27 protein-coding genes are annotated in these 26,945 nt (G+C 60.3%); 14 read left to right on the top strand and 13 right to left on the bottom strand.

Features of this window, described 5'->3' with window-relative positions; genetic code table 11:
• The first annotated feature begins 190 nt into the window (after positions 1–190).
• Together NL64_RS19775 and NL64_RS19770 are read left to right on the top strand one after the other, a co-directional pair.
• Positions 191–1,543, top strand: coding sequence for a 3-oxoacyl-ACP reductase (locus NL64_RS19775; protein WP_034149749.1), 1,353 nt, complete (start codon positions 191–193; stop codon positions 1,541–1,543).
• Positions 1,544–1,545: 2 nt separating this feature from the next.
• Complete coding sequence (locus NL64_RS19770; RefSeq protein WP_034149748.1) at positions 1,546–2,397, top strand: MaoC family dehydratase; 852 nt, start codon at positions 1,546–1,548, stop codon at positions 2,395–2,397.
• On the opposite strand, the gene NL64_RS19765 is transcribed toward NL64_RS19770, so the two are convergent.
• Together NL64_RS19765 and NL64_RS19760 are read right to left on the bottom strand one after the other, a co-directional pair.
• Positions 2,394–2,807, bottom strand: a complete 414-nt coding sequence (locus NL64_RS19765; protein ID WP_034149747.1) for a response regulator — start codon at positions 2,805–2,807, stop codon at positions 2,394–2,396. The genes NL64_RS19770 and NL64_RS19765 overlap by 4 nt on opposite strands.
• Before the next feature lie 85 nt (positions 2,808–2,892).
• Positions 2,893–3,090: a Flp family type IVb pilin gene (locus tag NL64_RS19760; protein WP_034149746.1), complete on the bottom strand. Its 198-nt coding sequence runs from the start codon at positions 3,088–3,090 to the stop codon at positions 2,893–2,895.
• A gap of 313 nt (positions 3,091–3,403) precedes the next feature.
• On the opposite strand from NL64_RS19760, the gene cpaB reads away from it, so the two are divergent.
• From cpaB to NL64_RS19720, 8 genes are read left to right on the top strand one after another with little or no spacing between them, the layout of a single operon-like run.
• Positions 3,404–4,357: a Flp pilus assembly protein CpaB gene (gene cpaB, locus NL64_RS19755; protein ID WP_034149745.1), complete on the top strand. Its 954-nt coding sequence runs from the start codon at positions 3,404–3,406 to the stop codon at positions 4,355–4,357.
• A 21-nt stretch (positions 4,358–4,378) separates the two neighbouring features.
• The gene (locus NL64_RS19750) at positions 4,379–5,641 is read left to right on the top strand and encodes a type II and III secretion system protein family protein (protein WP_034149744.1); all 1,263 of its coding nucleotides are present in this window, start codon (positions 4,379–4,381) and stop codon (positions 5,639–5,641) included.
• Positions 5,638–6,825: an AAA family ATPase gene (locus tag NL64_RS19745; protein ID WP_034149743.1), complete on the top strand. Its 1,188-nt coding sequence runs from the start codon at positions 5,638–5,640 to the stop codon at positions 6,823–6,825. The genes NL64_RS19750 and NL64_RS19745 overlap by 4 nt, the downstream gene beginning before the upstream one ends.
• Positions 6,822–8,099 (top strand): CpaF family protein, encoded by a 1,278-nt coding sequence (locus NL64_RS19740; protein ID WP_034149742.1) that lies wholly within the window; start codon positions 6,822–6,824, stop codon positions 8,097–8,099. Before NL64_RS19745 ends, NL64_RS19740 begins: the two co-directional genes overlap by 4 nt.
• A 10-nt stretch (positions 8,100–8,109) precedes the next feature.
• On the top strand, positions 8,110–8,994 hold the full coding sequence (locus NL64_RS19735; protein ID WP_034149741.1) for a type II secretion system F family protein: 885 nt from the start codon (positions 8,110–8,112) through the stop codon (positions 8,992–8,994).
• Positions 8,991–9,881, top strand: coding sequence for a type II secretion system F family protein (locus tag NL64_RS19730; RefSeq protein ID WP_034149740.1), 891 nt, complete (start codon positions 8,991–8,993; stop codon positions 9,879–9,881). The genes NL64_RS19735 and NL64_RS19730 overlap by 4 nt, the downstream gene beginning before the upstream one ends.
• A gap of 10 nt (positions 9,882–9,891) precedes the next feature.
• The gene (locus NL64_RS19725) at positions 9,892–10,602 is read left to right on the top strand and encodes a hypothetical protein (RefSeq protein WP_034149739.1); all 711 of its coding nucleotides are present in this window, start codon (positions 9,892–9,894) and stop codon (positions 10,600–10,602) included.
• A gap of 11 nt (positions 10,603–10,613) precedes the next feature.
• Positions 10,614–10,889 (top strand): DUF3613 domain-containing protein, encoded by a 276-nt coding sequence (locus NL64_RS19720; protein WP_034149738.1) that lies wholly within the window; start codon positions 10,614–10,616, stop codon positions 10,887–10,889.
• 3 nt (positions 10,890–10,892) lie between these two features.
• On the opposite strand, the gene NL64_RS19715 is transcribed toward NL64_RS19720, so the two are convergent.
• Together NL64_RS19715 and NL64_RS19710 are read right to left on the bottom strand one after the other, a co-directional pair.
• The gene (locus NL64_RS19715; RefSeq protein WP_034149737.1) at positions 10,893–11,675 is read right to left on the bottom strand and encodes a response regulator transcription factor; all 783 of its coding nucleotides are present in this window, start codon (positions 11,673–11,675) and stop codon (positions 10,893–10,895) included.
• Between the two features lie 112 nt (positions 11,676–11,787).
• Positions 11,788–12,258 (bottom strand): prepilin peptidase, encoded by a 471-nt coding sequence (locus NL64_RS19710; protein ID WP_034149736.1) that lies wholly within the window; start codon positions 12,256–12,258, stop codon positions 11,788–11,790.
• 75 nt (positions 12,259–12,333) lie between these two features.
• On the opposite strand from NL64_RS19710, the gene NL64_RS19705 reads away from it, so the two are divergent.
• Both NL64_RS19705 and NL64_RS19700 read left to right on the top strand, forming a co-directional pair.
• Positions 12,334–12,774: a TadE/TadG family type IV pilus assembly protein gene (locus NL64_RS19705; protein WP_034149735.1), complete on the top strand. Its 441-nt coding sequence runs from the start codon at positions 12,334–12,336 to the stop codon at positions 12,772–12,774.
• Positions 12,771–15,521 (top strand): PAS domain-containing sensor histidine kinase, encoded by a 2,751-nt coding sequence (locus NL64_RS19700; RefSeq protein WP_034149734.1) that lies wholly within the window; start codon positions 12,771–12,773, stop codon positions 15,519–15,521. Before NL64_RS19705 ends, NL64_RS19700 begins: the two co-directional genes overlap by 4 nt.
• On the opposite strand, the gene NL64_RS19695 is transcribed toward NL64_RS19700, so the two are convergent.
• The 5 genes from NL64_RS19695 to NL64_RS19675 all read right to left on the bottom strand — a co-directional run bounded on the left by NL64_RS19695 (position 15,506) and on the right by NL64_RS19675 (position 19,877).
• A complete protein-coding gene (locus NL64_RS19695) occupies positions 15,506–17,431 on the bottom strand; it encodes a pilus assembly protein TadG-related protein (protein ID WP_034149733.1) in 1,926 nt (641 codons plus the stop codon). The genes NL64_RS19700 and NL64_RS19695 overlap by 16 nt on opposite strands.
• A gap of 140 nt (positions 17,432–17,571) precedes the next feature.
• Positions 17,572–18,135, bottom strand: a complete 564-nt coding sequence (locus NL64_RS19690; protein WP_034149732.1) for a DUF4136 domain-containing protein — start codon at positions 18,133–18,135, stop codon at positions 17,572–17,574.
• A 54-nt stretch (positions 18,136–18,189) separates the two neighbouring features.
• Positions 18,190–18,813, bottom strand: a complete 624-nt coding sequence (locus tag NL64_RS19685; RefSeq protein ID WP_034149731.1) for a DUF4136 domain-containing protein — start codon at positions 18,811–18,813, stop codon at positions 18,190–18,192.
• A gap of 12 nt (positions 18,814–18,825) precedes the next feature.
• Entirely contained in the window at positions 18,826–19,575 is a 750-nt protein-coding gene (locus NL64_RS19680) for a methyltransferase domain-containing protein (protein WP_034149730.1), read from the bottom strand.
• Positions 19,575–19,877: a MazG-like family protein gene (locus tag NL64_RS19675; RefSeq protein ID WP_017336358.1), complete on the bottom strand. Its 303-nt coding sequence runs from the start codon at positions 19,875–19,877 to the stop codon at positions 19,575–19,577. The genes NL64_RS19680 and NL64_RS19675 overlap by 1 nt, the downstream gene beginning before the upstream one ends.
• 174 nt (positions 19,878–20,051) lie before the next feature.
• Between NL64_RS19675 and NL64_RS19670 the strand changes: the two genes are divergently transcribed.
• Both NL64_RS19670 and NL64_RS19665 read left to right on the top strand, forming a co-directional pair.
• Positions 20,052–20,345 carry a hypothetical protein gene (locus NL64_RS19670; protein ID WP_034149729.1) on the top strand — a complete coding sequence of 98 codons (294 nt, stop codon included), beginning with the start codon at positions 20,052–20,054 and terminating at the stop codon, positions 20,343–20,345.
• Positions 20,346–20,507: 162 nt separating this feature from the next.
• Positions 20,508–21,854 carry an MATE family efflux transporter gene (locus NL64_RS19665; RefSeq protein ID WP_034149728.1) on the top strand — a complete coding sequence of 449 codons (1,347 nt, stop codon included), beginning with the start codon at positions 20,508–20,510 and terminating at the stop codon, positions 21,852–21,854.
• A gap of 10 nt (positions 21,855–21,864) precedes the next feature.
• Here NL64_RS19665 and NL64_RS19660 read toward each other — a convergent pair whose 3' ends face one another.
• The 4 genes from NL64_RS19660 to NL64_RS19645 all read right to left on the bottom strand — a co-directional run bounded on the left by NL64_RS19660 (position 21,865) and on the right by NL64_RS19645 (position 26,726).
• Entirely contained in the window at positions 21,865–22,662 is a 798-nt protein-coding gene (locus NL64_RS19660; RefSeq protein WP_034149727.1) for a DUF4123 domain-containing protein, read from the bottom strand.
• On the bottom strand, positions 22,659–23,990 hold the full coding sequence (locus NL64_RS19655; RefSeq protein ID WP_034149726.1) for a type VI secretion system Vgr family protein: 1,332 nt from the start codon (positions 23,988–23,990) through the stop codon (positions 22,659–22,661). The genes NL64_RS19660 and NL64_RS19655 overlap by 4 nt, the downstream gene beginning before the upstream one ends.
• Positions 23,991–24,222: 232 nt before the next feature.
• Positions 24,223–26,136, bottom strand: a complete 1,914-nt coding sequence (speA, locus tag NL64_RS19650; RefSeq protein ID WP_034149725.1) for an arginine decarboxylase — start codon at positions 26,134–26,136, stop codon at positions 24,223–24,225.
• A gap of 218 nt (positions 26,137–26,354) precedes the next feature.
• Positions 26,355–26,726 carry a translation initiation factor Sui1 gene (locus tag NL64_RS19645; protein WP_034149724.1) on the bottom strand — a complete coding sequence of 124 codons (372 nt, stop codon included), beginning with the start codon at positions 26,724–26,726 and terminating at the stop codon, positions 26,355–26,357.
• Positions 26,727–26,945: the final 219 nt, after the last annotated feature.

The raw sequence follows: 26,945 nt of genomic DNA, 5'->3' as shown, positions 1-26,945 counted from the left end.
GAAATGTCTGATCGGAACACCGCCCCTGTAGGAGCTGCCGCAGGCTGCGATCTTTTGATCTTGATTCTGAAAAAGATCGCAGCCTGCGGCAGCTCCTACAATGATCAAGCGTAGGCCTTATCTCGTGGATCGAACGACTGATCGCCATTCGTGGTCCACACTTTGAACCCCAGCTGCCGGAGCGCGTTCCATGTCTGACCGCTATATCGACTTCGCCAATTCGTCCATCGGCCATCGTCTGGTCGGGGCCATGGGCCTGCCTTCGCCGGTACGCCTGGAACGCTGGCAGGCAGGCCGGTTGCGCCCGGTCGAAGGCGCATTGCTGATCGGCGGCGGGCCGCTGGCGGAAAAAGTCAGCGCCTTCGCCAACCGCCTGACCGACGCGATCTACAGCTACGGCACCGAACCCTCCATGGCGACCGCATGGATTCCCGGCCACGGTCCGAAACTCAAGGCTGTGGTATTCGATGCCAGTCACCTGGTGCAGACCGATCAGCTCAAACAGTTGCGTGAGTTCTTCCAGCCGTTGATGAAGAACCTCGATCACTGCGCGCACTTGGTGATTCTCGGGCGTGACCCACTGACCTTGAGCGATCCGTTCGCCGCCAGTGCCCAGCGTGCGATTGAAGGCTTCAGTCGTTCGCTGGCCAAGGAACTGCGCAGCGGTGGCACCTTGCAATTGATCCACGTCGGTGAAGGTGCCGAAGATCAACTGGAAGGTCCGTTGCGGTTTTTCCTCTCGCCGAAAAGCGCTTTCGTGTCCGGACAAGTCATTCGCCTGAACGCCTGTGCAACCCAAGTGACGGACTGGACTCGCCCACTGGCAGGGCGCAAGGCATTGGTCACTGGCGCCGCACGCGGTATCGGTGCATCCATCGCCGAAACCCTGGCCCGGGACGGCGCCGAGGTCATCCTGCTTGACGTGCCACCGGCCAAAACCGATCTCGAAGCCCTCGCCGCACGTCTCGGCGGGCGCAGCATCACCCTCGACATCTGTGCGGAAGACGCCGCCACGCAACTGGTCGAACAGTTGCCCGACGGCATCGATATTGTGGTGCACAACGCCGGTATCACCCGCGACAAAACCCTGGCCAACATGACCCCGGAATTCTGGGATGCGGTGCTCGCGGTCAATCTCAACGCCCCGCAAGTGCTGACCAAGGCCCTGCTCGACAGCGGCAGCCTGCAAGACAACGGCCGCGTGATTCTGCTGGCGTCGATCAGCGGCATTGCCGGCAACCGCGGGCAAACCAACTACGCGGCGAGCAAGGCCGGACTCATCGGATTGGCGCAATCCTGGGCGCCGCTGCTGCAAGAACGGGGCATCAGCATCAACGCCGTGGCGCCGGGGTTCATCGAAACCCAGATGACCGCGCACATTCCCTTCGGCCTGCGCGAAGCCGGGCGACGCATGAGTTCACTGGGCCAGGGCGGCTTGCCGCAAGACGTTGCCGAAGCGGTGGCCTGGCTCGCGCAACCGGGCACCGGCGCGTTCACCGGGCAGGCCTTGCGCGTCTGCGGGCAAAGTGTGCTGGGGGCATGAGCATGATCACCGACTGGCACACCCTCAACCGCGAGCCCAGCCTGCCGGGTCTATACGTGCAAGCGGCGACACGACGAAAAATCACTGGCACCACGCTGCCCGATTCGGGTTTGCGTTGCTGGGTCGATGTCGATCCGAAGCGGCTGGATGCGTATCGCAAGGTTTGCGGCTTCGCCGACAACGGTCTGCTGCCGCCGACTTATCCACATGTGCTGGCGTTTGCATTGCAGATGCAATTGCTCACGGCGAAAGCGTTTCCATTTCCGCTGCTGGGGTTGATTCATCTGAGCAATCGCATTCGCGTGCTACGCCCCATGGGCGGGGTCAATCGGGTTCGGGTCAGCGTACAAGTGCAAAACCTGCAACCTCACGCCAAGGGGGCGACGTTCGACGTGGTGACGACCCTGGACGATCAATTGGGGCCGTTATGGGAAGCCGAAAGCCAGATGCTCTGTCGTGGCGTCAAACTCGACGGCGAGCCCGTAGAAGAGGTGTTGGACTCGACACTGCCGCTGACCGAAGTCACCCACTGGAAGGCGCCTTCGGACATCGGCCGGCAATACGCCAAAGTGTCCGGCGACTACAACCCGATTCACCTCAGTGCGGCCAGCGCCAAGTTGTTCGGTTTTCCCTCGGCCATTGCCCATGGCTTATGGAACAAGGCGCGCACGCTCGCCGCACTGGCCGATCACCTACCGGCGGCGAATGTCGAGATCCATGTGCAATTCAAGAAACCGGTGCGTCTGCCCAGCGAGGTGGCGTTGCTTGCCAGTGCGGCGGGCTCCAGCGGGGATTTGCAATTGCTCGGTACAGGGGATCTTGAGCATATGAAAGGGCATTGGCGGCCGCTTTAACACGCGGCCAGCGCTCCATACGGTTGCGGGAACAGGTTGTTCAACGTTTCCAGCAACCGTACGTGATAGATCGGTTTGCGAAACAGATCCAGCACCTGCAATCGCAGCATGCCAGTGACATCTTCCATATCCGCATGTCCGGATATCACGATTACCGGCAGATGCTGACGCGACGTATGCTCGCGCAAGCGCTTGATCAACGACATGCCACTCTCTTCCGGCATGCGCAAATCGGTGATGACCAGCGCAATGTCCGGGTGCTGGGTCAGATGCTGCAACGCCTTTTTGACCGACGTCGCGGTAAAACAATTAAAACCTTCCCCGTCCAGCAACTCCGCTAACTCCAGTAACGCGTCCTCCTCGTCATCGACCAGAAGAAGTTGTTGGCGCAAAAGTGCGGGAGCGTTCATAGGCAACAACCGTAATGGACTAAGCGCTGACATTAGAACCCACCTGAAGCTTTGGCAAGTTGCCGACAAGACCTTGTGTTTTTAATTAAATGGCGTCTTTTATTTTGGTGAATACCGCGGTGAGGTCAGTCCCGATACCTCCACTCAACCCTGCAATTACCACCGCGACCATCGCTGCTACAACCGCGTATTCGATACCCGAAGCCCCCTCGGTATCTTTGGCCAGCCCTTTGTAGAAAGCGATCTCTGACTTGACCTTCTGAACCAGCGTGGCGATAGACATGACGTGCTCCTCAATGACCTCGGGTGTTGCACAGGCGCAACATGATTCCCCTTTGCCACCATCAGCATTGTCGGCATTTCCTTGCCCAACAACTGTAAGAAGGTATTAATCAGAAAGTATTAGTCTTTTTATTGGCGTCAAAAAAACATCGATTATTTATTTTAGAAAGATATTTATCAAACCGTGATGGCGTTTTGCTTTTGCTGCGCTACGTTCAATTAGCGAAATCGTTTTATGTTCATAGCTTCCTGATTGCGAAGTTGTCTCGTGAGGAAAACGAGTTCTTTACGCAGCAGGGAAAGGGAGAGCCGTCATGAACAGCCGTATCACTCTGGTCCTTGCCGGGTTTTCTCTGGTGGGTGCTGTCATTGCCGGTTACACGGGGCTGACGCTGAGCCGTCAACCGGCCGTTTCTCCCGTGACCCAATCCGCGGCCAGCGACTTGGTTTCATCCGTTTCGGTACCTGTTGCGCAACCAGAAAATGACACCCGCCAACCCGTCGTGGTGCTGCTGCACGACATCGCGCCGTTTGTGGAAATCACCGCTGCTGACGTTGCCCTGGAAAAACTGCGAACCGTCCCGGCCGGCAGCCTCAGCCGTCTGGATCAAGCGATCGGCCGCACGCCCTGGCGCGCGCTCGGTGCTGGCAGCTGGCTCAGTGACGACAGCTTCGAAGCCGGCAGCAAAGTGGCGCGAATGATTCGTCCCGATGAACGCGCGCTCGCCGTCGCCGTCGATGAAGTGATCAATGCCGGTGGGCAATTGGCCCCCGGCGACTATGTCGATGTGCTGCTGTTTTTGCGCATGGACACCAACAACCCGCAGCCCTCGGCCCAACTGGTGATCCCGGCGTTGCGCGTGCTTGGAGTGGGCGAACAAATGGGCCTGACCAACGACGGCCAGCCCTCCAGCCCGGCACGCGGCAGCGATGAAAAACTCCGCCAGGAACAACAACGCGCCATGGTTCGCACCGTGCTGCTGGCCGTTCCCGAACAACTGCTGAGTCGGCTGATGCTTGCGGCGCAAGCCGGTGTGCTGCGCCTGGCCGTACGCAGCGCAGAAGAAAAACGCCTGGCGCGCTACTGGGCTGGTGAAAGCGATTCCCCGGCCAACCTCGCCAACGCCAGCCGCGATTTGATCCAGTTCAATCAACTGGCCATGACACCGCCACCCAAACCTGTACTTGCCATTGGCGCCTCCACGCCGGCGCGCAAGACGGGTGTGGAAGTCATACGTGGCAATGCACTCACGCAACAGAATCCCTGAATCGAGCAAGGACGCCTTTTAATGCGCAGACGTTTTATGCCGTTGTTCAACGGCTTGATCTGGGCCACTTTGCTGGGCGGCGCACCGCTCACGTCGGTCATCGCGGCAGCCGGCAATTGCGCGGCGCTAGGCCAAATGCCGGCGGTACTGGAAGTCGGCGAAGGCCAGCAACAGGAACTGCAATCGCCCGTGGCAATCACTCGAATTGCCGTGGGCGACCCGAAAATCGCCGATGTGCGGGTGAACGGTGACCAGGCGTTCTTGCTCACCGGCATGGCCCCGGGCGCTACCAGTCTGATGGTCTGGTCCGCCTGTGCCAGCGCACCGCGGCAAAGCATGGTGTTCGTTCAGGGCCGCGCCACTGCTGCGATGACCAGCGCCTCCCGATTGCCCTCCGATGATCCGTTGCTGCCCTCCCAGGTACAGACCGATATCCGTTTCGTCGAAGTCAGCCGGACCAAACTGAAAGAGGCCAGCACGTCGATCTACGGCAAAAACTCGAACTTCCTGTTTGGCTCTCCCGGCACGGTCCCCAACACTGGCGTGACACCGCGGGTGTTTCCGCTGCGCAACATCGACCCGCGAATTGCCGTGCCGAGCATTCCTTTGGCCAACGACGTGTTCAACATCGTCGCCGGTGGCGGTAACTTCCTCGCCATCATCAACGCCATGGAAAGCAGCGGCTTCGCCTACACGCTTGCTCGCCCCAGCCTGGTCGCCCTCAGCGGCCAGAGCGCAAGCTTCCTCGCTGGCGGTGAAATCCCGATCCCGATCCCCAGCGCCAACAGCAACAGTTACTCCATCGAATACAAGGAATTCGGCATCCGCCTGACGCTCACTCCGACGGTGGTCAGTAACGACCAGATCGCCCTCAAGGTCGCCCCCGAGGTCAGCGAACTGGACTACAACAACGCCGTGACCATTGGCGGGACTACGGTGCCGGCGTTCACCATTCGCCGCACCGATACCAGCATTTCCCTGGCCGACGGCGAAAGTTTTGTCATCAGTGGTTTGATCAGCACGCAAAACGGCTCGCAAGTCAGCAAGTTTCCGGGGCTGGGCGACATTCCGATTCTCGGAGCGTTTTTCCGCAGTTCTTCGGTCAGCCGCGAAGAGCGTGAACTGCTGATGATCGTCACTCCACACCTGGTCCAGCCGTTGGCCGCCAACGCACAGTTACCGTCGCTGCCCGGTGAAAGACTGCGCAACTACGACCCGAACTGGTATCGCCTGTATTTCCTCGAAAATGGCGACTTCGATAAACGCAGCGGGTTATCGCAATGAGCCAGAACCTGAGCCAGACCTTTCTTGCGATCACCCGTAACAACACTGACCTTGAGTGGTTGCAAGGCGCCCTCGCGCCATTGGGCCAAGTCGTCAGTGCCGGTGCCGGCAGCCTCGACGAGTTACTCGCACTGGCGGACGTGACCTTGACCAGCCTGGTGTTTGTCGGGCTCGACCGTGAGCACCTGGTGGCCCAATGCGCGTTGATCGAAGGCGCCCTGGAGGCCAAGCCGATGCTCGCCATCATCGCCCTGGGCGACGGCATGGACAATCAATTGGTGCTCAATGCCATGCGCGCCGGCGCACGGGATTTCGTGGCTTATGGTTCACGGTCCAGTGAAGTCGCAGGGCTGGTCCGGCGCCTGAGCAAACGCCTGCCACCGGTGACGCCGAATACTCATCTGGGTGGCCTGACCGTGCTGTACGGTGCGCAGAGCAACGGCGATGGTGCGCTACTCGCCAACCATATGGCGCAGGTGGTGCAGAAATGCGGTCAGCAAACCCTGCTGCTTGACCTCGGGCTGCCGCGCGGCGACAGCCTGGCGTTGCTGGGCCTGGAAAGTTCGTTTCATTTCGGCGATGCCCTGCGGCACTTGCGTCGGCTCGACGCAACGTTGATCGACAGCGCCTTCACCCGCTGCGACGTCGGACTGCGCATCCTCGCCTACGCCAGCAATGACGCGCCGCTGGAACACACCAGCGCCGCCGAGTTGTACATGTTGCTCAGCGCTCTGCGCCAACACTTCCAGCACATTGTGGTGAACCTCACCGGCCAGCCCGACAGTGAAGCCTTGCGCACTTTCGTCAGCCATTGCGACAAGCTGTTGTGGTACACCGACCAGAACGTGCTCGATTGCCGCCGCAACCTCGCGGTCCTGAACCTGTGGCGCGAAAAAGGCATGAAGCTCGATCACGCCAAGCTGTTGGTGGACCGCTACCTGCGCAGCGTCGCGCCGGATTCGGATGCGCTGGGCAAAAGCTTTGACATGGAGATCATTGCCACCCTCGCCTACAGCCCCGAGGTACGCCTGAATGCCAAAAACCAGGGTGTGACCCTGTTCGAACTGGCGCCCCGGGAAGCGCTCACCCAAAGCCTGCGCAGCCTCGGCGAACGTTTGGCCAAGCGCTCCGAAAGCCTGGCCAAACCCAAATCCTGGTTCAGCCGCTTGCGGGGTGCGCAATGAGCGAAAAACTATTCGGAGCCGCGCAACGCGGGTTCGCCGGCAATACTGATCACGACGGCCTCAAACTGGTGCTGCACCGTTACACCATCGACGCCATCGAAGAGTCCGGGAAAAACCTGCTCGAAGGTTCGCGGCAAGTATTGTCGCAGTTCGTCATCGATAAAGTGGCCGAGTACATCGGGCGCCTGCACCTGGCGATTTCCCGGTACGAGATGGAGCGGCTGGCCGAAGAGATCGTCGACGAACTCACCGGGTTCGGCCCGCTGGAAGTGCTGCTGCGTGATCCGGCCGTGACCGAGATTCTGGTCAACGGCCCGCACCGGGTGTTCATTGAGCGTGATGGCGTGCTGCATCAAAGTGACTTGCGCTTCATCGATGCGCATCACGTCGAACGCGTGATTCAGCGCATCCTTGCGCCGCTCGGACGGCGGCTCGATGAGTCGTCGCCCATGGTCGATGCGCGCCTGCCGGACGGCAGCCGGGTCAATGCGATCATTCCGCCGATAGCCCTCGACGGCCCGTGCCTGTCGATTCGAAAGTTCCGTCAGGACATGCTTAACAGAACCGATCTGATGGCCATGCAAACCATCGATCAGGCCATCTACGAGTTCCTCCAGGAAGCCGTAGGCAAGCGCTGCAACATTCTGATCAGCGGCGGCACCGGCACCGGCAAGACCACGTTGCTGAACATTCTCAGCCAGTTGATCAACCCCAACGAACGGCTGGTGACCATCGAGGACGTCGCCGAACTGCAATTGGGCCACCCCCACGTCGTGCGCCTGGAAACCCGCCCGCCGAATGCCGAGGGCCACGGCGAAGTGAAGGCCAGCGATTTGATTCGCAACGCCCTGCGGATGCGCCCGGACCGAATCATCCTCGGCGAGATCCGCGGCGTCGAAGTGGTCGACGTGCTCACCGCGATGAACACCGGCCACGATGGTTCGATGAGTACCGTGCACGCCAACAACGCCCAGGATGCGTTGCTGCGCCTGGAAACGCTGGTCGGGTTGACGGGCCGCAGCATCGCCGAACGGACTCTGCGGCAGATGGTCTGCGCGGCGCTGGACGTGGTCATCCAATTGACCCGAATGCCCGATGGCCGGCGTTGCGTCAGCGAAGTGGTGGAGGTGATCGGCATCCGCGAAGACGTGTATGTCACCAATACTCTGTTCCGCCTCGACCGCCGCAGCGGCTTCGGTTTCATGCGCGAGGCGGCCAACCCCGCCGGTGACAAATTGCGCCGCGAGTCGGCGCTCTCCCCCCCGTTTTATTAAAGGCCACGGCATGCTCAAATCGCTTTTGCTTATCTTCCTGTGCCTGGCCTTGCTCGGTCTGTCGGTGCGTTTGCTTGTTCGCGGCATGCGCCAGCCCGGCACGCAGCGTGCGCTGGCGCGCTTGAGCCAAGGGCAGCCGGAGCGCGTGGTACAGAAAGCCTCGTGGGTAGCGCTGGATCGTGCCTTTTTGCGCGCGGGCCTCGGTCGTCCGACGGAGCATCTGGGCTTATGGCTGGCGCTTTGGGCGCTGGGTGTTCTGTCCGGCTTCGTGGTGGGCGGCTGGTTCGGATTGCTCGCCCTGTTGCTTTTGCCGCCCTTGCTTCTGCGGCTGTATGTGCACTGGCGTTATCAGCGCCGCCTCAAGCGCATGATCGAACAATTGCCGCCGCTGCTGGACCACACGGTGCGCAGCCTGAAGTCCGGGCGAACCCTTGCCGATGCGGTGCTGGGCGCCATCGATGCCGCCGAAGACCCACTGAAAAACGCTATGGGCCGGGTGCAACGCAACGTGCAGTTGGGCGTCAGCCTGCCGGACGCTACCTCGGACTTCGCCGAACTCTACGACAAAGACGAATTGCGCTTGTTCGCCCTCGGCTTAAAGGTCAATCACCGTTATGGCGGTAACGCCAGTGAGCTGCTGGAAAACCTGATCAAGCTGATTCGCGAACGGGAACAGGCAGCCCGCCAATTGAGCGCCATGACCGGCGAAACCCGGGTGACGGCGGTGGTCCTTGCGGTACTGCCCGTCGCCCTCGCCGGTTACTTCCTGATAGCCAATCCGAAGTACCTGATGAACATGTGGAACGACAGCTCGGGCCAGGCGATGCTGGTGGGTGCGCTCAGCTTGCAGGTGCTTGGCTGCCTGGTGCTGTGGCGGATGTTGCGCAGCCTATGAACCTGCCGATGCTGCTGAGCTCGCTGCTGTTTCTCCTGGCTTCGCTGTTGCTGCTGAGCGTCGTGCTGCAATGGCGTCGACGTGCACGGCAAGTGGTGCAACGGCTCGACGGCAGAATCCCGAGCGAATATCGACTCAGTCAATGGCTGCATGCGCTGGGTAGCAGCCAGATTGGCCAGCGCTTGGTCAACCTCGACATCGAAACCCAGACGCTGCTTAACGGCCTCGGCTGGCGAAGTGCGCGCAAACGCGCGTTGTTTGCCGCCCTCCAGGTCGGCGTTCCGGTCTTGGCAGTGGCCTTGAGCTTTGTGATTCAGGGCTTGTTTTTCCCGCAGGTGAACAACCACTGGATAGCTCCGGCATTCGCCCTCGGTTTCGGCTACCTGTTGCCCAAGCGCCTGCTGGCGGCGGCGGCGAAACATCGGCAAAAAAAACTGGCGATCGAGATTTCCACTTTCATTCCGCTGCTGCGCATCCTCTTCGAATCGGGCATGGCCGTGGAGCAATCGCTGCGGGTGTTGAGCATCGACGGCAAACAGTTGTTGCCCACCCTCACGCATGAATTGCGCCTGATTCTGGCCCGGGTCGATTCCGGCCTGGAACTGGGCGACGAATTGAACAAGGCCAGCCGCTTGCTGGCGGTAGACGAATTCACAGACACCTGCGTGATCCTGCAACAGCTGATTCATCAGGGCGGCGGTGCGATGAAGTCGCTGCTGGCGCTCAAGCTGTTGCTGGATGACCGACGCCTGACGCGCCTGCAGGAATACGTCTCGAAGATGTCCGCCAAAATGTCCGCCGTGATGATGGTGTTTCTGTTCCCGGCGTTGTTGATCGTGTTGGCCGGGCCGGGTTTGACTGCCTTGGCCAAGGCTTTTGCTTCTTAGAGGGATCGTGATGAAAGCATTGATTGCCGGTTTGAGTCTGTTGATGTTGGGCGGCTGTGCGAGCAACGGCCAGACACCGTGGAGCGCGCTGAGCGAGTCCGCCAGTTGCGGCAAGCTGAATTCTGAACAACAACTGTCGCTGAACCTCGCCGACGACATGGCCAAGGAGGGCAAACTGCACGCCAGCCTGGCCAACTTACAGGGCATGCCAGACAACCTCGCCGAAGTGCGACTGCGCAAGGCCAAGGTCTATCGACTGCTGGGCCGCAGCGAGGCCGAGCCGCTATACCGAGGCCTGCTCGGTGGTTGCATGGCCGCCGAAGCTGAACACGGCCTCGGCCAACTCGCCGCCGCCCGCGATGATAACGGGCTGGCTCAGGCCCATTTGCTGCGGGCTGTGCGACTGGCGCCCACCGACGAAAAAATCCGCAACGACCTCGGCGTGGTGTACCTCAATCAATTGCGCATGGAAGACGCCCGTTTCGAATTCCTCACGGCCCTTGAACTCAAGCAAAACAATTCACTGGCGGCGAGGAACCTGGTGACCTTGCTGATTTTTCAGGACGACTGGAGCCGCGCTGCCGAACTGGTCAGCCGCCTGGGCTTGAGCCCGGCCGAGGTCACCGAAGCCCAGGCCCGCGCGCAAAGACTCAAGTCTGCGGCCAAGCCCGGCCGTACCGCCGCCGCGCAAGTCGCCGCCGTCACTTCGAACTTTCAGTAGGGAGACACGACATGAAACCGACCACCCTCTGCTGCCTCGGCCTGCTGGCCCTGCCTTTCACGAGCCAGGCCATCGACGCCGGCCCCGCCTCGCCACAACAACAGGAAACCGAAGGCTGGCTGCAATTGCAAAGCAGCAACAGCGCCGCCTCGGCAAAACTCCAGAGCGCCAGCGCGACCGAACGCGAACTAACGATGCAGCGCTGGCTGAAGAGTTATCAGCATGAGATCCCGCCGTTCTTTGATCAGTACGAAGGGGGGAAAGTGGACAGTGGGTCGGGGGAATAGGACCTAGTGAGCACTGTGTCTTTGACGCAACCCGGAACTACCGGGCGAAAGCGCCAACGCCAACTGCGTCCGGTTATGCATACGCGTCAACCGCAACACCTGGGACACATACAATTTCACTGTGTTCTCGGTAATCCCCAACTCACAGGCGATCTGATAATTGGTCTGGCCCTTGCCCACCAATCGCGCCACATCCAACTGCCGGGGCGACAGCTGATTGAAAATCGCCGGAATCTCTTTACCGTCGTTATCACTGGCAGTTTCCTCACCTGACTCCGATGAACATGGAGCACGCAGCGCCTTGTCCAGGTTCTGGTACAAATCATCAATCGACTCGGACAGATACTGCAGTTTCTGATTCAACTGCCCCAATTGCAGGGTCTTGTGCCGCTCTTGTAATACCACTTCCTGACGTTGCAGACCTTCAAGCAATTCACTCGGATTAATCGGCTTCTGATAGTAATCGGCGAAGCCGGCGCGCAACGCCTTGATCACATCCTGCTTGTCGGAACACCCGGTCAGCATGATCGCTTCAAATGCACGATGTTTGCCGGACAGGCGTTGAAGTTCCTGGACCAGTTGAATCCCGTCCAGGCGCGGCATGTGCAGATCGCACAACACCAGGCCGATGTCGGTGTCTTCGTTGAAGCGTTTGATCGCTTTATGACTGGAATCGCAGGGCACACAACGGTAACCACCGTTCTCGAGAAATTCGCAGAGTTCTTCAACAACTATTGGCTGGTCGTCGACCACAAGAACTTTTACTGCCGAGGTACGCTTGTTCACATGCAACTCCCTGCCGAGTCAAAGACTGACTGTTCCTTTAACTGCCGCCAATAGCTGTACAACTCATGTAAGAAAGTAGACGCACTTTCAGAGTCTGTACAAGAATGGGTGGCTAGCGAAGCCAGGCCAGCGTCAGCAAAAAACCCACCAGCAAGAACGGTGCAAAGGGCTGTTTTTTTGACATTCCTGGTGCCAGATAACGAAGACGTTCTCTAAGTCCTTGGCCAATATAAAGCCAGACTTTTGGCGCTATTAGCAGCCAACACACGCTGGCCAATCCCGCGCCAATAAACACACCCAACACGTGCCGACCGTCCGTCGCGAACCCCAAGGCGGCCATGAGTTTGACATCCCCGGCACCCAGCCGGCGCATGGCGAAACCGGGCAACGTGAAGGCCAGCGCCAACAATGCAGCCCAACCACCCTGCGCTGCCGGCGCGCCCAGCCAAGTGCTGTCGCTCCACAGCAAAAAGGTCAGGGCCAGGGCCCCGACACCCAGGGTCAGGCCATTCGCGATGTGCCGCTCCCTGGCATCCTGTGCTGCGCATAGCGTCAGCCAGATAAGTAGGACAAAGCTCTGCATCCGGTAAAAAACGTCCGTTTTGGCTGAATGATTCTATGCTGACATTACGCAGTAACGGTCAGGGTAGACGCCATCATGAAAAGCAACCTCCCCCATAAGCAAAAAGGTGCCGCCGCGATTGAATTCGCCTTGGTCTTCGTCATCTTTTTCGCTGTGTTTTACGCCATTGTCACTTACAGCCTGCCGCTGTTGATGATGCAGTCGTTCAACCAGTCGACGGCCGAAGCCGTGCGCCGCAGCGTGGCCCTGGATCCGAACACGCCCGGCTATGAGGCCGCGTTGAAAACCGTGGTCAAGGACGAGTTGAACCGGCAGTTGGCGTGGATTCCCGCCGGACTGAATTTCAACGTCGACACCGACGCGACCACGACATTTACAGCCGGCGTGCTGAAGGTCAGCATTAACTATCCCTCCAATAAGTTGAGTGCGGTCATCCCGTTCCTGAACCTGCCAGGGATTGGCCCGGTACCGAACTTGCCGGCGACGATGACCGCCAGTTCGAGCCTGCAATTTTGAGTGCGGGGGATAAACTCTTCGGGCGTCTCCTTAACCGCCACCCAACACCGCTGGCCTCTCTGGAGCCCCCCAACGTGCTCGGTGTGGGCTTACAGATGCATCTGGATCGCGAGGGTCACGTGCTGCACCTCAGCGGTCCTTTGCGCAACCTGCTGGCACAGCAGACACCCGCAGCGCGAGCACCGCATCTGCTCGATTTCCTGTTGCCCGACTGCAGCCTCAGCGTCGAGGGGCCGCCCGCCGAATGGCAGGGCCAGACGCTGGACCTGGACTTCTACAGCCTCAGTGGCCAGCCCTTGCATTTGCGCGGATGGGTCCAGCCGCTGGCCGATGCCTGGATGCTGCAATTACTGGACATCGGCGACCTGTTGCTCGAACGCCGGCAAGCGCGCCAGCGCGAGCAATGTCAGTTGCTGACCGTGCACATCAGCGAACAGTTGCGCCTGTGCAGCCTGACGCGATTGCCCGAGGTACTGAGCGACCAATTGCAGAACCTGGCCCAGCGTTTTCACATCCCCTGCATCGCGCTCGCGTTGCTCGACGAGCAGGACCAGGGTTGGCAGATTCACCAGCACTACGCCAGCTACGACGCGCCCCGACTGTGGCAAACCGGGCAACGCCTGGGCACCGGGCTCGACAGTTTGAGCGGCTCCGCGCCCCAGCATCTGCTCCCCGGCCAACACCCGCGCCTGCAAGGCACATTCGGCAATGCCGAGGGTTTCGCCGTGCCTTATCACGATGCTCAAGGCGTGGTGGCGTGGCTGCTCTGTGGGTTTTACCCGGTGCAGCAACGAGCATTCGACGTCTGCGAACGCGATTGGCTGCAGCTGGCTGCCGCACTCGGCGGCCCGGTGCTGGAGCGCCTGCGTGAGCATCGCCATCAATTGCAACTGGAGCGCCTGGAGGCGTTGCAGGCCTTGCTCGGCACGGGTTGGTGGGAAGTGCTCAGCGACAGTGCCGAAGTGCAACTGGCGCCCTCGCTGGCCAGCAGCCTGAACCTGGCGAGTGCGCGGTTGCCCTTGATCGACTGGCTCGACCGGGTGCATCCGGCCGATCGCGACGAGCTGCGCAGTCGCCTGCAAACATTGCAGGACGACAGCACCCCGCTGCTGCTGTGTGTGCGCTTGCATCAGACCGACGCCAGCCCTTCACCGACCTGGTATCGCCTGCAAGGCCAGGCCGTGGGTACCGGAAGAAACCGCCGACTGGTGGGTTTCATGCTCGACATCAGCGACATCAAGAATCAGCAGCAACACGCGGCGGCGGCCCATGCACGACTGGACAATCTGATCGCCAGCTCACCCGCCGTCATTTACGTGCAGCGCTATGTCGAAGGTTCATTGCATCCGACCTTCTTTAGCGAAAGCCTGCTGCCACTGCTTGGCTGGACCCTTGCCGATTGCACGGGTGCTGCATTGATCGAACGGCTTCACCCCGAGGATCGCGACGGCTATTTCGAGCGCACCCGGCAGTTGTTGCGCGAAGGTTCGGTGCGCGCCCGTTATCGCCTTCGCGACAATCGCGGCGACTATCACTGGTTGCTCGACGAGGCCAGGTTGCTGCGAGATGACCTCGGCCTGCCGGTAGAAGCCGTAGGCCTGTGGCTCGACGTGACTGAAGCCACTCAGGCTGCCGAGCAAGTCAAACTGAGTGAGGAGCGCTATCGGATTCTGGTGGAGGATTCACCGGCGATGATCTGTCGCTACCGCCCGGACCTGACCCTGACGTTCGGCAACCGGCCGCTGGCGACTTACCTGGAGTGCTCGTCCGAACAACTGCCTGGGGTCAACCTGGGTAGCTGGATGTCGCCGGAACAACGGGACTCCTTCCTTCAGCGCCTGAGCCAGTTGAGCCCGGAGTTCCCGGTCAGTACGGCGGAAGTCAATCTACAACTGCCCGGCCGTGAACACGCCTGGTGGGTCTGGTCGGATCGCGGCGTGTTCGACGAGAAAGGCCAGTTGCTGGAGATTCAGGCCGTAGGCCGCGACAACACCGAAGTCCGGCGTTCCCAGCAGCAGCTCACACAAAGCGCAAAAATGGCTACCCTCGGTGAAATGGCCACCGGTCTGGCGCACGAACTCAATCAGCCGTTGAACGTGATGCGCATGGTGATCGTCAATGTGCTCAAGCGCCTGGGCAATGGCGAGGCGCAGACTGATTACCTGGCCGACAAGCTCAACCGCATTGATGCGCAGATTCAACGCGCCGCGCGGGTGGTGGATCACATGCGGGTATTTGGCCGTCGCTCGGAGATCGAGCAACAGCCGTTCAATCCAGCGCGGGCCATCGAGGGCACGCTGTCGCTGCTGGCCGAAGGCATGCGTGGCAAAGGGCTCGAATTGCGCATCAGCGAAACCCATTTTGAGGTGCAGGTGCGCGGGCACGTCGATCAGTTGGAACAGGTGCTGATCAACTTGATGGTCAACGCCCGGGACGCGTTGCTCGGCAAGCGCGAAGCCAATCCCGAATTCAATCCGTGGATCTCGGTGTATGCCGAGCAGGTCGGGCAGGTGGTACGTCTGTGGGTCGAGGACAACGGCGGTGGTATCGACCCACGCCTGCTGGAGCGTATTTTCGAGCCGTTCTTCACCACCAAACCGGTGGGGGTCGGCACTGGCCTGGGGTTATCGGTGAGCTACGGTATCGTCGAAAACATGGGCGGCAAATTAAGCGTGCGCAACTCGGTCGAGGGGGCACGGTTTTGCATCGAGTTGCCAGTTGTGGAGGCGGATCAGATCACCAGATAGGCTTTGCCTTTTTCACCGCAAGTGAGGTTGAAACCGACGTCGACCTTGTTGACGTCAATCCCCAGGTTAACCAGCAGACTGTCGACGATCGGGTCCACCAACGGCGCGAGCAGCCCGCTAATGGCAGAGGCCAGGAGCGAGAGGACGTCCGACAGCGTTGACGACAAGGTACTCAGCAAGCCGCCCAACAGGCTGCCGATGGAGGGCGAATGTTTGATCAATGTGATACCGCCGAGCGTGCCCCTCAGGCTGCCCACCACACCTGACACTTCGACCGGGTGCGTGGGTTGCGGAGCCACATTGACGTCATGGGGATTGGCGAAGGTGTAATTGGGCTCGCTTTTGCCGGCAATCGGGCTGTCGATCATGATTTGGCTGCCGCCACCTGCGAAGGGCGTCCGCGCGCCACAATGGGACAAGTCGGTGCAGACTTTCGAGCCGATATCGACCAGCGTCAGCGGTGAAAGGCTCGGCGCCGGCGAGGACGAAAGCCAGACCGCTGCGTCGATCTGTCCGACTTTAACTTGCAAGGCCGAGATGTTGGTGGTGGCGGTCAGGCTCTTGTTGGTCGGGCTGGCGCAAGAATAATCCGTCACATAACTACTGCCCGTACCGGCTTCGAGACCGAGATCGAGGCTCAGGCCATTGGGTAAAATTTTCAGGTCCGTCTGGGTGCAGCTGCCGAAAATGCAACCCGGCGCCAGCAGGGTGTTGATCAGCTCTATCACCGGGCTCAATAGCGCGTTGACCAACTGCAAGACGCTATCGATCAGCGACAGGTTGACTGACACCAGAATGCGAACCTGAGCAGTACTCACAAAAATCCTGTTTACGCCCAGCGGCGCCAGCTTCGCCAGCGCCGGGTCACCCACCGCAGAAAACTGCGGTGGCTGAATGACTTTTATGCGGGTGTTCACGCCAGCCAACCCCAACACATTCACCGGCAGGACCGCGCTCACTGCGCTGTTCTTGTTCACCAGCTGGATAAAACCCTGGAGCAGCTGAAACAGCTGCATTGAAGCGTCAAGCCCCGCCGCTTGCGTCCCGGTTTGCAAGGTCAGCAAATCACCCAGTCTGATCGGCGAGGCGTTGGTCGCCGACACCTGCAAACTGGCCAGCGCAGCTTTTACATCCACCGAAGCCCCGTTCACCGTCACGACGTTTGCGGCGACCTTGATGAACCTGGAAACACTGCCTTGAGTGTTCAACAACGCCGTGTAGTTACCGGCCGTAACGCCCAGCTCAATGGCCAATTGATCCATGAACTCAAGCAGATTGATATCGGTTTTGATTAACCCGTCCCAAGCACCGGCGGTCAGGTTCACGTTGCCGCCAAGCAGTGTCGAGAACAACGGGTTCAAGAGGTTGGAGCGGGCCGTGTCGGCTCCAGCCAACGTGCTGCGGATACTGAGTTGCGCCAAGGTGATTTTCGGTTCGGCGGCGACGGCGGTGGCGCTGAGCCGGGTGGTGAGGCCGACCGGCCCACCGGACAGCAACGCGCCAATGCCGGCGGCCACGCTCGTGACGACAGTGGCGCTCGCGACGACTTGTACGGCGGCGGACTTTGTCGAATCGGCGGAGAACGCTCGCAGGTGATCAGCGCCAACCTGCAAGGTGCCGCAACTGACCGCCAGCGTGTTGTCGGCGTTGACGGTAAAACCATTGCGCGTGGCGCTCTGCGCGGCGTAGGTGGCAGCACTTGCACCGGACAGGCAGTTGCCATCGCGGGTCACGGCTTCGAGTGCAGCGGTATCCGCCACCCGCTGCAATTTGCGTTGTTCCAGGTACAACCTGCCGGTATCGATCACCAGCAACATGAACCCCAATGCGAGGGCCAGGGTCCCGGCGGCCATCAGGCCGATAGCCCCCCGTTGGCGGCTCGGGCCTCGAAATTGCTGGCGGGGGGACATGGTGCACTCCTTTGCCGACGCGCTGCCGGGCGCAACCTCCGTTGGTGTGATGCAGTGTAGACAAGGGTTGAACAGACTGCTGGCAACTTGCCACCGACGGACAAAAATCTCTGTGGGTGCAGGCTTGCGTCAACAGGTTTTTATCCGTGTTTGGGTGGGTAGTTGGCCAATATCCGGGTCACCGTATCGTGTATCGCGCTACTGCGATCCGAAGGGTTCGGCGTGCGGCTGAGGATTTGTTCATCACTGCCGCGCCACACCAATTTACCGTCCTTGCCGTCGAGCAAGTCGATCTGGATGGTCGCCACCTTGTAGTTGACCAGGCGGGTTTCGTTGTACATCGGCGCGCCCCAGTAGCCGTTCCACGGGTTGCCCCAACCGCCGCCGTAGTTGGTCGTTACTTGCTGCTGGCGCTCTTCGACAACCAGATAGGTCTGCACATTCAAATCAGCCTTGGCACCCGGTGCCGCCTGACGCAGACCACGTTGATCCAGTTGATCTTCAACCGACTCACGGATGCGTTGTTCAGTCAGGTCGCTCTTGATCCGTGGGTCATCGGGGCGATATTGCAGGGCGGGTTCTTTCCAGGTCCAGCTGCGATAGGCGGCGAAGTCGCGGCTGGCATCGAAGTCATGATTGACCTGGTTGGCGGCGCAGGCACTGAGCAACGCGGCCACTGCCAGTAAAGCGAAATGGCGGAACATGATGATTCTCCGGTTGAAGACATGAACCTGCGAAATGCTTCTTATCCATAGAAGCTAACTGGGAGGATACGCCGACATGGCCTTTTCTACAGCCTTGCGAATCGCATCAGCCTGCTGACTCTGACTGCCGCTCTGGCTGGTTTCGGCGCTGGAACTCCACACTGGCTGACCGCTTTGTGCATCGAACATATCCACCTGCACCACCACGACTTGTTCCTGATACGTGCGGACGATCGGCACGCTGCCGTACACGCCATACCCATTATTGTAGTGGTTGTATCCGCCATAACCGCCGTAGTAGGCACCGCCGTAGCCATAGTCATCGCGGTACTGACGCAAGCGCGTTTCCACACGCAGGTCGGCGCTGACGAACAGGTCTGCCGGGCGATTGTCATGCAACGGGCGCAACCCGCGTTGATCAAGGGCATTGCTGACCGCTTCGGCGACTTGCGCCGAGTCCGCCCATGCCGTGCCTGGCGGCAGGTGTCCGTCGAGCCAGGCCCAGCTGCGGTAGCGGCCATAATCACGCGGTGGCGCCGGATAAGCGCTGCGGTCGAAGGTGTTGGCCGCTTGCGGTGGCGCCGGCGGGATGGGATTGGAAGACGCCACATACGGGTTACTGCCCTGACACGCAGTCAAACCCAGGCACAGCACCAACAACCCCGAACGAATGTTCATTTCGCGCTCCAATCAGACTGGCCGGCAGATCCAGTGCAAGTAACGCCCAAGCCCGGCAAAGCTTGGATGGCGGCGGTGCGCCAGCTCCATTTCGAGCAAGTCCACCAGCTCGGCGCGGGCCTGGAATTCCACAGGCATGTAATCGTGAAAAACCCGCACGCCGCTCTGTGTTTCGACCTTCCACATACCCTCAAGTTGCGCCGCCAATTCCCGTGGATCAAGGGGTTGTTGCGGGGTCAGGCTCTGCTTTTCACCGGCCATGTCGTTCTTGCGCATCTTGCGGAAATGGCCTTTGAGCAAGTTGCGGTAGATCAGCGCATCGCGGTTGTAAAAGGCCAGGGACAACCAGCCGTCCGCCTTGGTCAGCTGATGCAATACCGGCAGGATCGCGTGAGGTTCGGCCAGCCATTCCAGCACGGCGTGGCACAGCACCAGATCGTAGGGTTCAGTCAGCTGGCCGAGCAGTTCCTGCCATGGCGCCTGGATGAACGTCGCGCTCTGCCCGGCCTCGGCGAAACGCTGGCGAGCGCCTTCGAGCATCGGTTCAGCGGGTTCGGCCAAGGTAACTTGATGCCCGCGCTGGGCCAGCCACAGCGACATGTGACCCAGCCCCGCGCCGATGTCGAGGACGCGCAACGGCCGGTCCGGCAAGGTTTCGGCCAGGTCGGCCTGCAACACCGCCAGGCGGATTGCGCCTTTGGCACCGCCGTAGATTTTTTCCGCGAAGCGGGTCGCCAGTTGATCGAAATGACGGTCGCTCATCAGCTGAACCTCCGTTCGCTGTCGGCCAGTTTGCTGCGTACCACTTCATTCATGTCCAGACCCAGTTCGCTGCACAACAGCAATAGATAAAGCACGATATCGCCGACTTCCTGCCCGGCGTGGGCGAGTTTGTCCGCCGGCAATTGACGTGACTGGTCCTCGCTCAACCACTGGAAAATCTCCACCAGCTCGGACATTTCAACGCTGGCGGCCATGGCCAGGTTTTTCGGGCTGTGAAATTGCCGCCAGTCATTACGGTCGCGGATGGCGTGCAGGCGTTCGGTCAGTTCAACAAGGTTCATCGGGCTCTCCTGAAGGCGTATAGCTTCGGGGGGATGGCGAGTGAAGGCAAGTGCCCAAGTGCACCGAAGATCTTTACGCCATAATCAAAAGATCGCAGCCTTCGGCAGCTCCTGCAGGGAACTCGCCACCGCGATCAATGGCCCAACGCTCGAACTTATCAGGACGATCATTCCATGCAGGTAGAAGGTTTTTTCGAATGGCTCGGTCAAGCCCTTGGCTCCGTCATCCGTTTCATCGTTGACGCCCTCAGTGGCCTGTTCCAGTTGGTAAGCCGCGCCAGCAGCAACTTCGTCGAAGGCTTGTCTCGCGCATTGGGCATGGACACCTCGATCATCAGCATCGCTATCTTGATCCTGGGGCTGGTGCTGCTGTGGTCGGCGATCCGCGCGTTCATGAATGCGTCGATCATCATGGGGATCATCTGGTTGATGCTGGGGTTGTGGTTGCTTAGCTGGATCATGCACTGACACCCCCACCTCCTGTAGGAGTGAGCCTGCTCGCGATAGCGTCCGAACAGTCGAAATCACTGTCGCCTGACACGCCGTCATCGCGCGCTGGCTCGCTCCGGCAATGAATCGCGGCAGATTCCACATGTCTCGCTACAATGCCCGCTCCCCCAAGGAGCCTGCATGTCCAACCTGATTGCCGATTGGCGCGACCGCCCTACCCATCGTCGGGTCTGGGCACTGGCTGCGCCGATGATTTTGTCGAACATTTCCGTACCGCTGGTGGCGCTGGTGGACAGCACCGTCATCGGTCACTTGCCCCATGCCCATCAACTCGGCGCCGTCGCGGTCGGGGCCAGTCTGTATACCTTTCTCGCCTGGGCCATGGGCTTTCTGCGCATGGGTTCCACCGGTTTCGCCGCCCAGGCCGCCGGGCGCGGGGATGGTGCGGCGTTACGGCAGATCCTGCTGCAAGGCTTGCTGTTGGCCATGGGCCTGGCCGTTGTGCTGGGCGCACTGGGCGTACCGTTAAGCGGAGTCGCGCTGCACTTCATGCAGCCCTCGGCGGAACTGGACCAGATGACCCGCGAGTTCTTCCACACGCGGCTGTTCGGATTACCGGCGGCGCTGGCCAGTTATGCGCTGGTCGGCTGGTTTCTCGGCACGCAGAACGCCCGCGCGCCGCTGGTGATTCTGCTGAGCACCAATCTGGTCAACATTGCCCTCAATCTGTGGTTTGTCCTCGGTTTGGAGTGGGGTGTGGTCGGCGCCGCCCGGGCTTCGGTGATCGCCGAGTGGACCGGCGCGCTGATCGGCCTGCTGATGACCCGCCGCGCCCTGCGCGCCTATCCTGGCCACATCGCCTGGGCGGCCCTGGCACTCTGGCAGAGCTGGCGACCACTGCTGGCGGTCAACCGTGACATCTTCATCCGCAGTCTGGCGCTGCAATCGGTGTTTTTCCTGATCACTGTGCAAGGCGCGCGGCTGGGTGACGCAACGGTCGCGGCCAACGCCTTGCTGCTCAACGGCCTGCTGCTGACCGCCCATGCGCTCGACGGTCTGGCCCACGCCGTGGAAGCCCTGTGCGGGCATGCGATCGGTGCCCGCGACCGCGATGCCTTGCGCCGTTCGTTGGTGGTGGCCTGTGGATGGTCGCTGCTGGCGAGCCTCGGTTTTGCCGTTTTGTTCCTGTTCGCAGGCCACCTGTTTATCGCGATGCAGACCGACATTGTGAGTGTGCGCGACACCGCATTCATCTACCTGCCCTACCTCGCCGCACTGCCGCTGATCGCGGTCTGGAGCTACCTGCTCGACGGGCTGTTCATCGGTGCCACGCGCGCCCGGGAAATGCGCAACGGCATGTTGCTGACGGTGATATTGCTGGTGCCATTCGGCTGGGCGTTGCAAGGTTTCGGCAACCATGGCTTGTGGATAACTTTTCTGCTGTTCATGTTGCTGCGCAGCCTGACCCTCGGCGCCATTGCCTGGCGATTGCGTCAGAACGACGGCTGGTTCACCCGCGCACATTGAACGGGAGCCTTCAGGGCTGGCCGTTCTGCCAGCGGTTGCGCAGGCTATCAAAGCGCTCCTGCTGGGTTCGTCCCGCCAACGGCTGCGTTGGCGTGGCATTGGGGTACTGCAGGCGCAACCATAGCCAGCCATCGAGCACCGCGCGTTCGCTGAAACCGAGCGCCAAGCCTTCCTGCAAATGCGACCACAGGCGGGTGAAGTCCGTGCCGGTGGATTGGCTCCAGTGCCAGGCATGCTGTTCCAGCAGGCACGTTTGCAGTTTTTCCCGCTGCAAAGGGCTGAGATTTTCTTCCTCGGACAAAGGTCTGACGGCAAGCCCGGGATTGTGCAACTGCTGCCAGCCCTGACTGCCGATGGCGCGATCAGCCCAGGTCCCGCCAAACCAGCGCAACTGACTGATCGGCCCGAGCCAGCGACTCAGCTCCCCGGCGTCGCAACCATCGAAAAAGTAACTGGCCGTGAACGGGTTGTAATAACTCAGCAAGGCCCGGTGGTGCAGGCCGACCGAAACGGTGAGCATGCGGCGCAAGTGCCCCAGCAAGGTCGACTCCGACGCCTCACTGACCAGCAACAGGCCGCGCCAGTGCTGTGTATCACGCAGGCACTCAACAGCCAGCGCCGGACACTTCCGCAGATCGACCAGCGCGGGACCTTGCTCGTACAACGCATTCCATTCCGTGTCTTCGAATAAGCAAAATCGGCGGGCATGGGCAAACCTGTGTTGCAGGCTTGCAGCTGCCTGCGGCGCGCCCGGCACATCCAGCAACAACCATTGCGGCATCGCATCGGGCGTCAGCACGGCGATCATGCCGCACCACTCTGACCAAGCCGCGTCGCCGCACGGCAAGTGCACAGGGTTTGCGCGCAATGATTGTAACTGCCACCTCCAGGCAGCAGACACAGCAACAACAGAGGCTCGCCCGAGCGCAGCCAACCCTCCACGCCTTCAGGAGGGCAATCGTCGACTGCGGATTGGGACGACACGTCCGCCGCAACTGTCGCTTCGTCGGGTTTGAGGCTGTGCAATAACCCGGTGATCAACGGCTGATCCGGATCACCTTCGATGAAACTGACCACCACCTCAGTACCTTCACTCAGCTGCGCGCCCCTTGCCGCTTGCAGTTCTGGCGCCAACGGCAACCAACAGTGGCTGGGGGTGGCGCCTTCGCCCTGATAGAGCCAGTCAAACTGCACCGCCACTGGTCTACGCGGATCAGGCCGGGGCTCATCGACATGAACCACCCATGCCCGTTGCAGACTGTTCATATTGGGTTTCACCGCACGATGAGGCGATTCAAAGGGCACGTCCCAACGAATTGCACGTACTCGATTGCAGTAGGGCGAGTCAGGATCCTGACTGCCCTGATGTTCAATATGGGTCAGCAGCCACGGCTGATTCGATCCGGAAACCGGGTGGCCGGACAGCGGCAATAGCTGACCACTGCGCAATGTGGCCAGGTCGGTGCGACTTTCAGCACTCTGCGTCGTTTTATCCACACATCGCTGAACCTCGAAACGACGCACTGCCGGTTGCTCACCCTCAGCCTGGAAAACCGCCGCTTCACCCATACGAAACGCTCCCTGACCATCACCAAACACTACGCAGTGCCCCTGCGCCCGGTGTTCGAAGTGGTAGTGCAGCCGTTCCTGGGCACACAGGCGTTGCACGAATTGCAGGTCCGATTCCCGATACTGCGTGCAGAAATCCCGGGGCGTGTAATCGTCATCCAGATCAAAGCGTCGATCCTGGCCGGTGATGCCATGCTCCTTGAGCACCTGATCAAGAATCTGTGGCACCGAGCGTGAACTGAAAATCCGCTGGCTGAAGCGCTGGGAAAGGCAAGACAGCCTCGGCCCGATACGAACCTTGCAGAGCCTGATTGGCGAGCCATGGTCACGCTGTACCAACTCATGCAACTGACCGTGGACGCTGTTTCCTGCCGGCCCGAAGTGCAAGGAAGCCGAACGGTACAACAGGCTGGCGAGATCGAGCATCGGGTCCTCGATCAGCAGATCCACGTCGAACACGAAAGGCTCGCTGATGGCTTCTCTACCGGTAAAGGCCAGGACCTCGAAGGCGTCGGACAGACCTGCTACGTCCAGACGAAATGAAGGTTCGTTGACTGGATCGAACATCGGCGATTCTCTACAGGAGGGGCGGCCGGGGATTCTCGCCGAGAGCCATGGCCGAGTAGAGAGGCGAAGTACAACTTAGGAAATGACCTACGCGAAAAGAAGACGAATTACCTTGGATAGCCGAGGACGTAGGTCGTTACGCTTGGAAAAAGAGAGTCGTCGCACCAGGTCATCTGAAATTTCTGCAACTTGCAGTACATTTTCAGACAACCTGGTGAGAGCGGGACTTACCTCAAGAGGAGAGGTAAGACGAACGGGTCAGGCCCAGACGTAGCGCGTCGAGAAACTGGGTGCGCTCGCTGGCACTGATGCGCGCGTTGGCGCATTTGTCGCGGTAGTGAGTCATCAGCTCTTCCGGCGACAGATGCACGTAACGCAGCATGTCTTCGATGGTGTCGTGGGTTTCGATACCGGCGTGGTACACACTGCCGTCGGCGTTCTGGTAGATGTTCACCGAATCGGTGTCACCGAACAGGTTGTGCATGTCACCGAGAATTTCCTGATAGGCGCCGACCAGGAACACGCCCAACAGGTAATCCTCGCCTTCGTTCAGTGCGTGCACCGGCAAACTGGTCTCGATGCTCTGCTCGTCGACGTACTGGTTGATCTTGCCGTCGGAGTCACAGGTCAGGTCTTGCAGGACCGCGCGACGCAGCGGCTCTTCGTCGAGGCGATGCAACGGGATGATCGGCAGGACCTGGTCGATGGCCCAGGTGTCCGGCAGGCTCTGGAATACCGAGAAGTTGCAGATGTACTTGTCGGCCAGCTTGTCATTGAGTTCGTCCAGCACCTGACGGTGGGAACGCTGACGAGCCTTCAACGAGTTGTGCAAACGACGGCACACCGCGAAGTAGCATTGCTCGGCCAAGGCTTTCTCGGCCAGGGTCAGCTTGCCGTCGGCGTACTGGGAGGCGACATCGCTCATGTAGTGCGTGGCGCGCCAGTAGGTTTCGGTGACCATCTCGATGTCGGTCGGACCCAGCAGGTCCACCAGCCACTGCACGGTTTCCGGCAGCGCTTCCTTGTTCTCGATCTGTGGCACGTCGTCGTTGTGTTTCTCGACGTCGGTCACCTGAATCACCAGCATCGCGTGGTGCGCGGTCAGGGAGCGTCCGCTTTCGGAGAAGATGTTCGGGTGCGGCAGGCTCTGCGCGTCGCAGAACTCCTTGAGCATCCCGACCACGACACCGGCGTAATCGTCCATGTCGTAGTTGATCGAACTGGCGTTACGCGAGTGCGTACCGTCGTAGTCCACGCCCAGGCCGCCACCGACGTCGATGTGATCCACTGGCAAGCCGAGGTTGCGCAGTTCGCCGTAGTAACGGATCGCTTCCTTGAAGCCGTGCTGGTAGTCAGCGAGGTTGGCGATCTGCGAGCCCATATGGAAGTGCAGCAGACGAATGCCTTGGTCGAGGCCGGCCGCGCGGAAACGCTCGACCACCGACAGCAACTGCGCCGCCGACAGACCGAACTTGGATTTCTCGCCACCGGTGTCCGCCCATTTGCTCGACGCCAGGGACGACAGACGCACGCGCAAGCCGACTTGTGGCTTGACCTTGAGCGAAGCGGCTTCCTCGATCACCAGGCCGACTTCGGATTCTTTCTCGATCACGATGAACACGTTGTGGCCGAGCTTCTGGCCCATCAACGCCAGGCGAATGAATTCGCGGTCCTTGTAGCCGTTGCAGACGATGGTGCCGCCCTTTGGCGCCAGTGCCAGCACGGCCAGCAGCTCAGGCTTGGAGCCGGCTTCCAGACCGATGGAGACGTTCTGGGTGGCGATGATGTTCTCGATCACCGCTTCTTGCTGGTTCACCTTGATCGGGTACAGCGCGGTGTACTTGCTCTGGTATTCCAGACGTTCGATGTTCGAATCGAACGCGCCGGTCAGTTGACGCACGCGGTCTTGCAGAATATCCGGGAAACGCACCAGCAACGGCAACGACAGGCCGCTCTTGCGCAGCTGGTCGACTTGCTCGAACAGATCGATAGGCGAGCTGCTCGGACCGTTCGGACGAACTTCGACGCGACCGGCGTCATTGATCGCGAAATATCCGGCCCCCCAATGGCGAATCCCGTAAACACTGCGGCTGTCCGCAACTGTCCATTGGCTGCCATCGTCTTTGCGTGTGCGTCGTACGGACATCGAAGTCCCCTATAAAGAAGTCATAGTGCGTCGCCTGGTAGCAGGCCGGCGCAGTCTAAAGAATGAAAATGACGGTTCGTCAACGAGGGGATAGACCTCGCCGACCGCAGTGAGTTTAGAAACCGGTCATGAACAGGCTCTGTGAAAACCATGGTGACGACGCCAGACCTGAAGGCAATCAGGCTGGATCATGCCGCGGGTGGTTTTCACAGAGGCTGCTAGCCGCCGGACTTCTTTGCTTTGAAACCATGCTTGATCAACTCGGCCAAGAGTAGCTCGACATGATCGCCCTGGATTTCAATGATCCCGTCTTTCAACGCTCCACCGGTGCCACAGCGTTTCTTCAACGTGGTCGCCAGCTCCTTGAGCGCGTCTTCGGCCAACGGCACGCCGGTGATGGTGGTCACCGTCTTGCCGCCACGGCCCTTGCTTTCGCGACGCACGCGAGCGATGCCGTCGCCTTCAGGGATTACGGTCTGTTTGCAGATGCAAGCGTCCACCGGTTTACTGCAATCCGGGCAATGACGACCTGCGTCGGTGGAAAATACCAGGCCACCAAGGGCGGCGAAGGATGCGGCTTTTTTGGCCACCGGCAATCCTCTTGGGAGGACAAAGACTGGTCGCAGCACTTGGGAAGGCTATCGACCGCGAAGCCCCACTCAGGCAGGGGCAGCGCTACTGAAACGGTACGGCTCTTTGTAGGAGCTGACGATTGCAACGAGGCTGCGATCTTTTGATCTTCAAAAACAACATCAAAAGATCGCAGCCTGCGGCAGCTCCTACAGGAAGCCATACCGGTCCAGCTTGAA

The organism is Pseudomonas fluorescens, from assembly GCF_000802965.1.
Taxonomy (GTDB): Bacteria; Pseudomonadota; Gammaproteobacteria; order Pseudomonadales; family Pseudomonadaceae; genus Aquipseudomonas; species Aquipseudomonas fluorescens_A.
The sequence above is the reverse complement of the archived record's forward strand: the minus strand, read 5'-3'. Positions and strand labels throughout refer to the sequence as shown.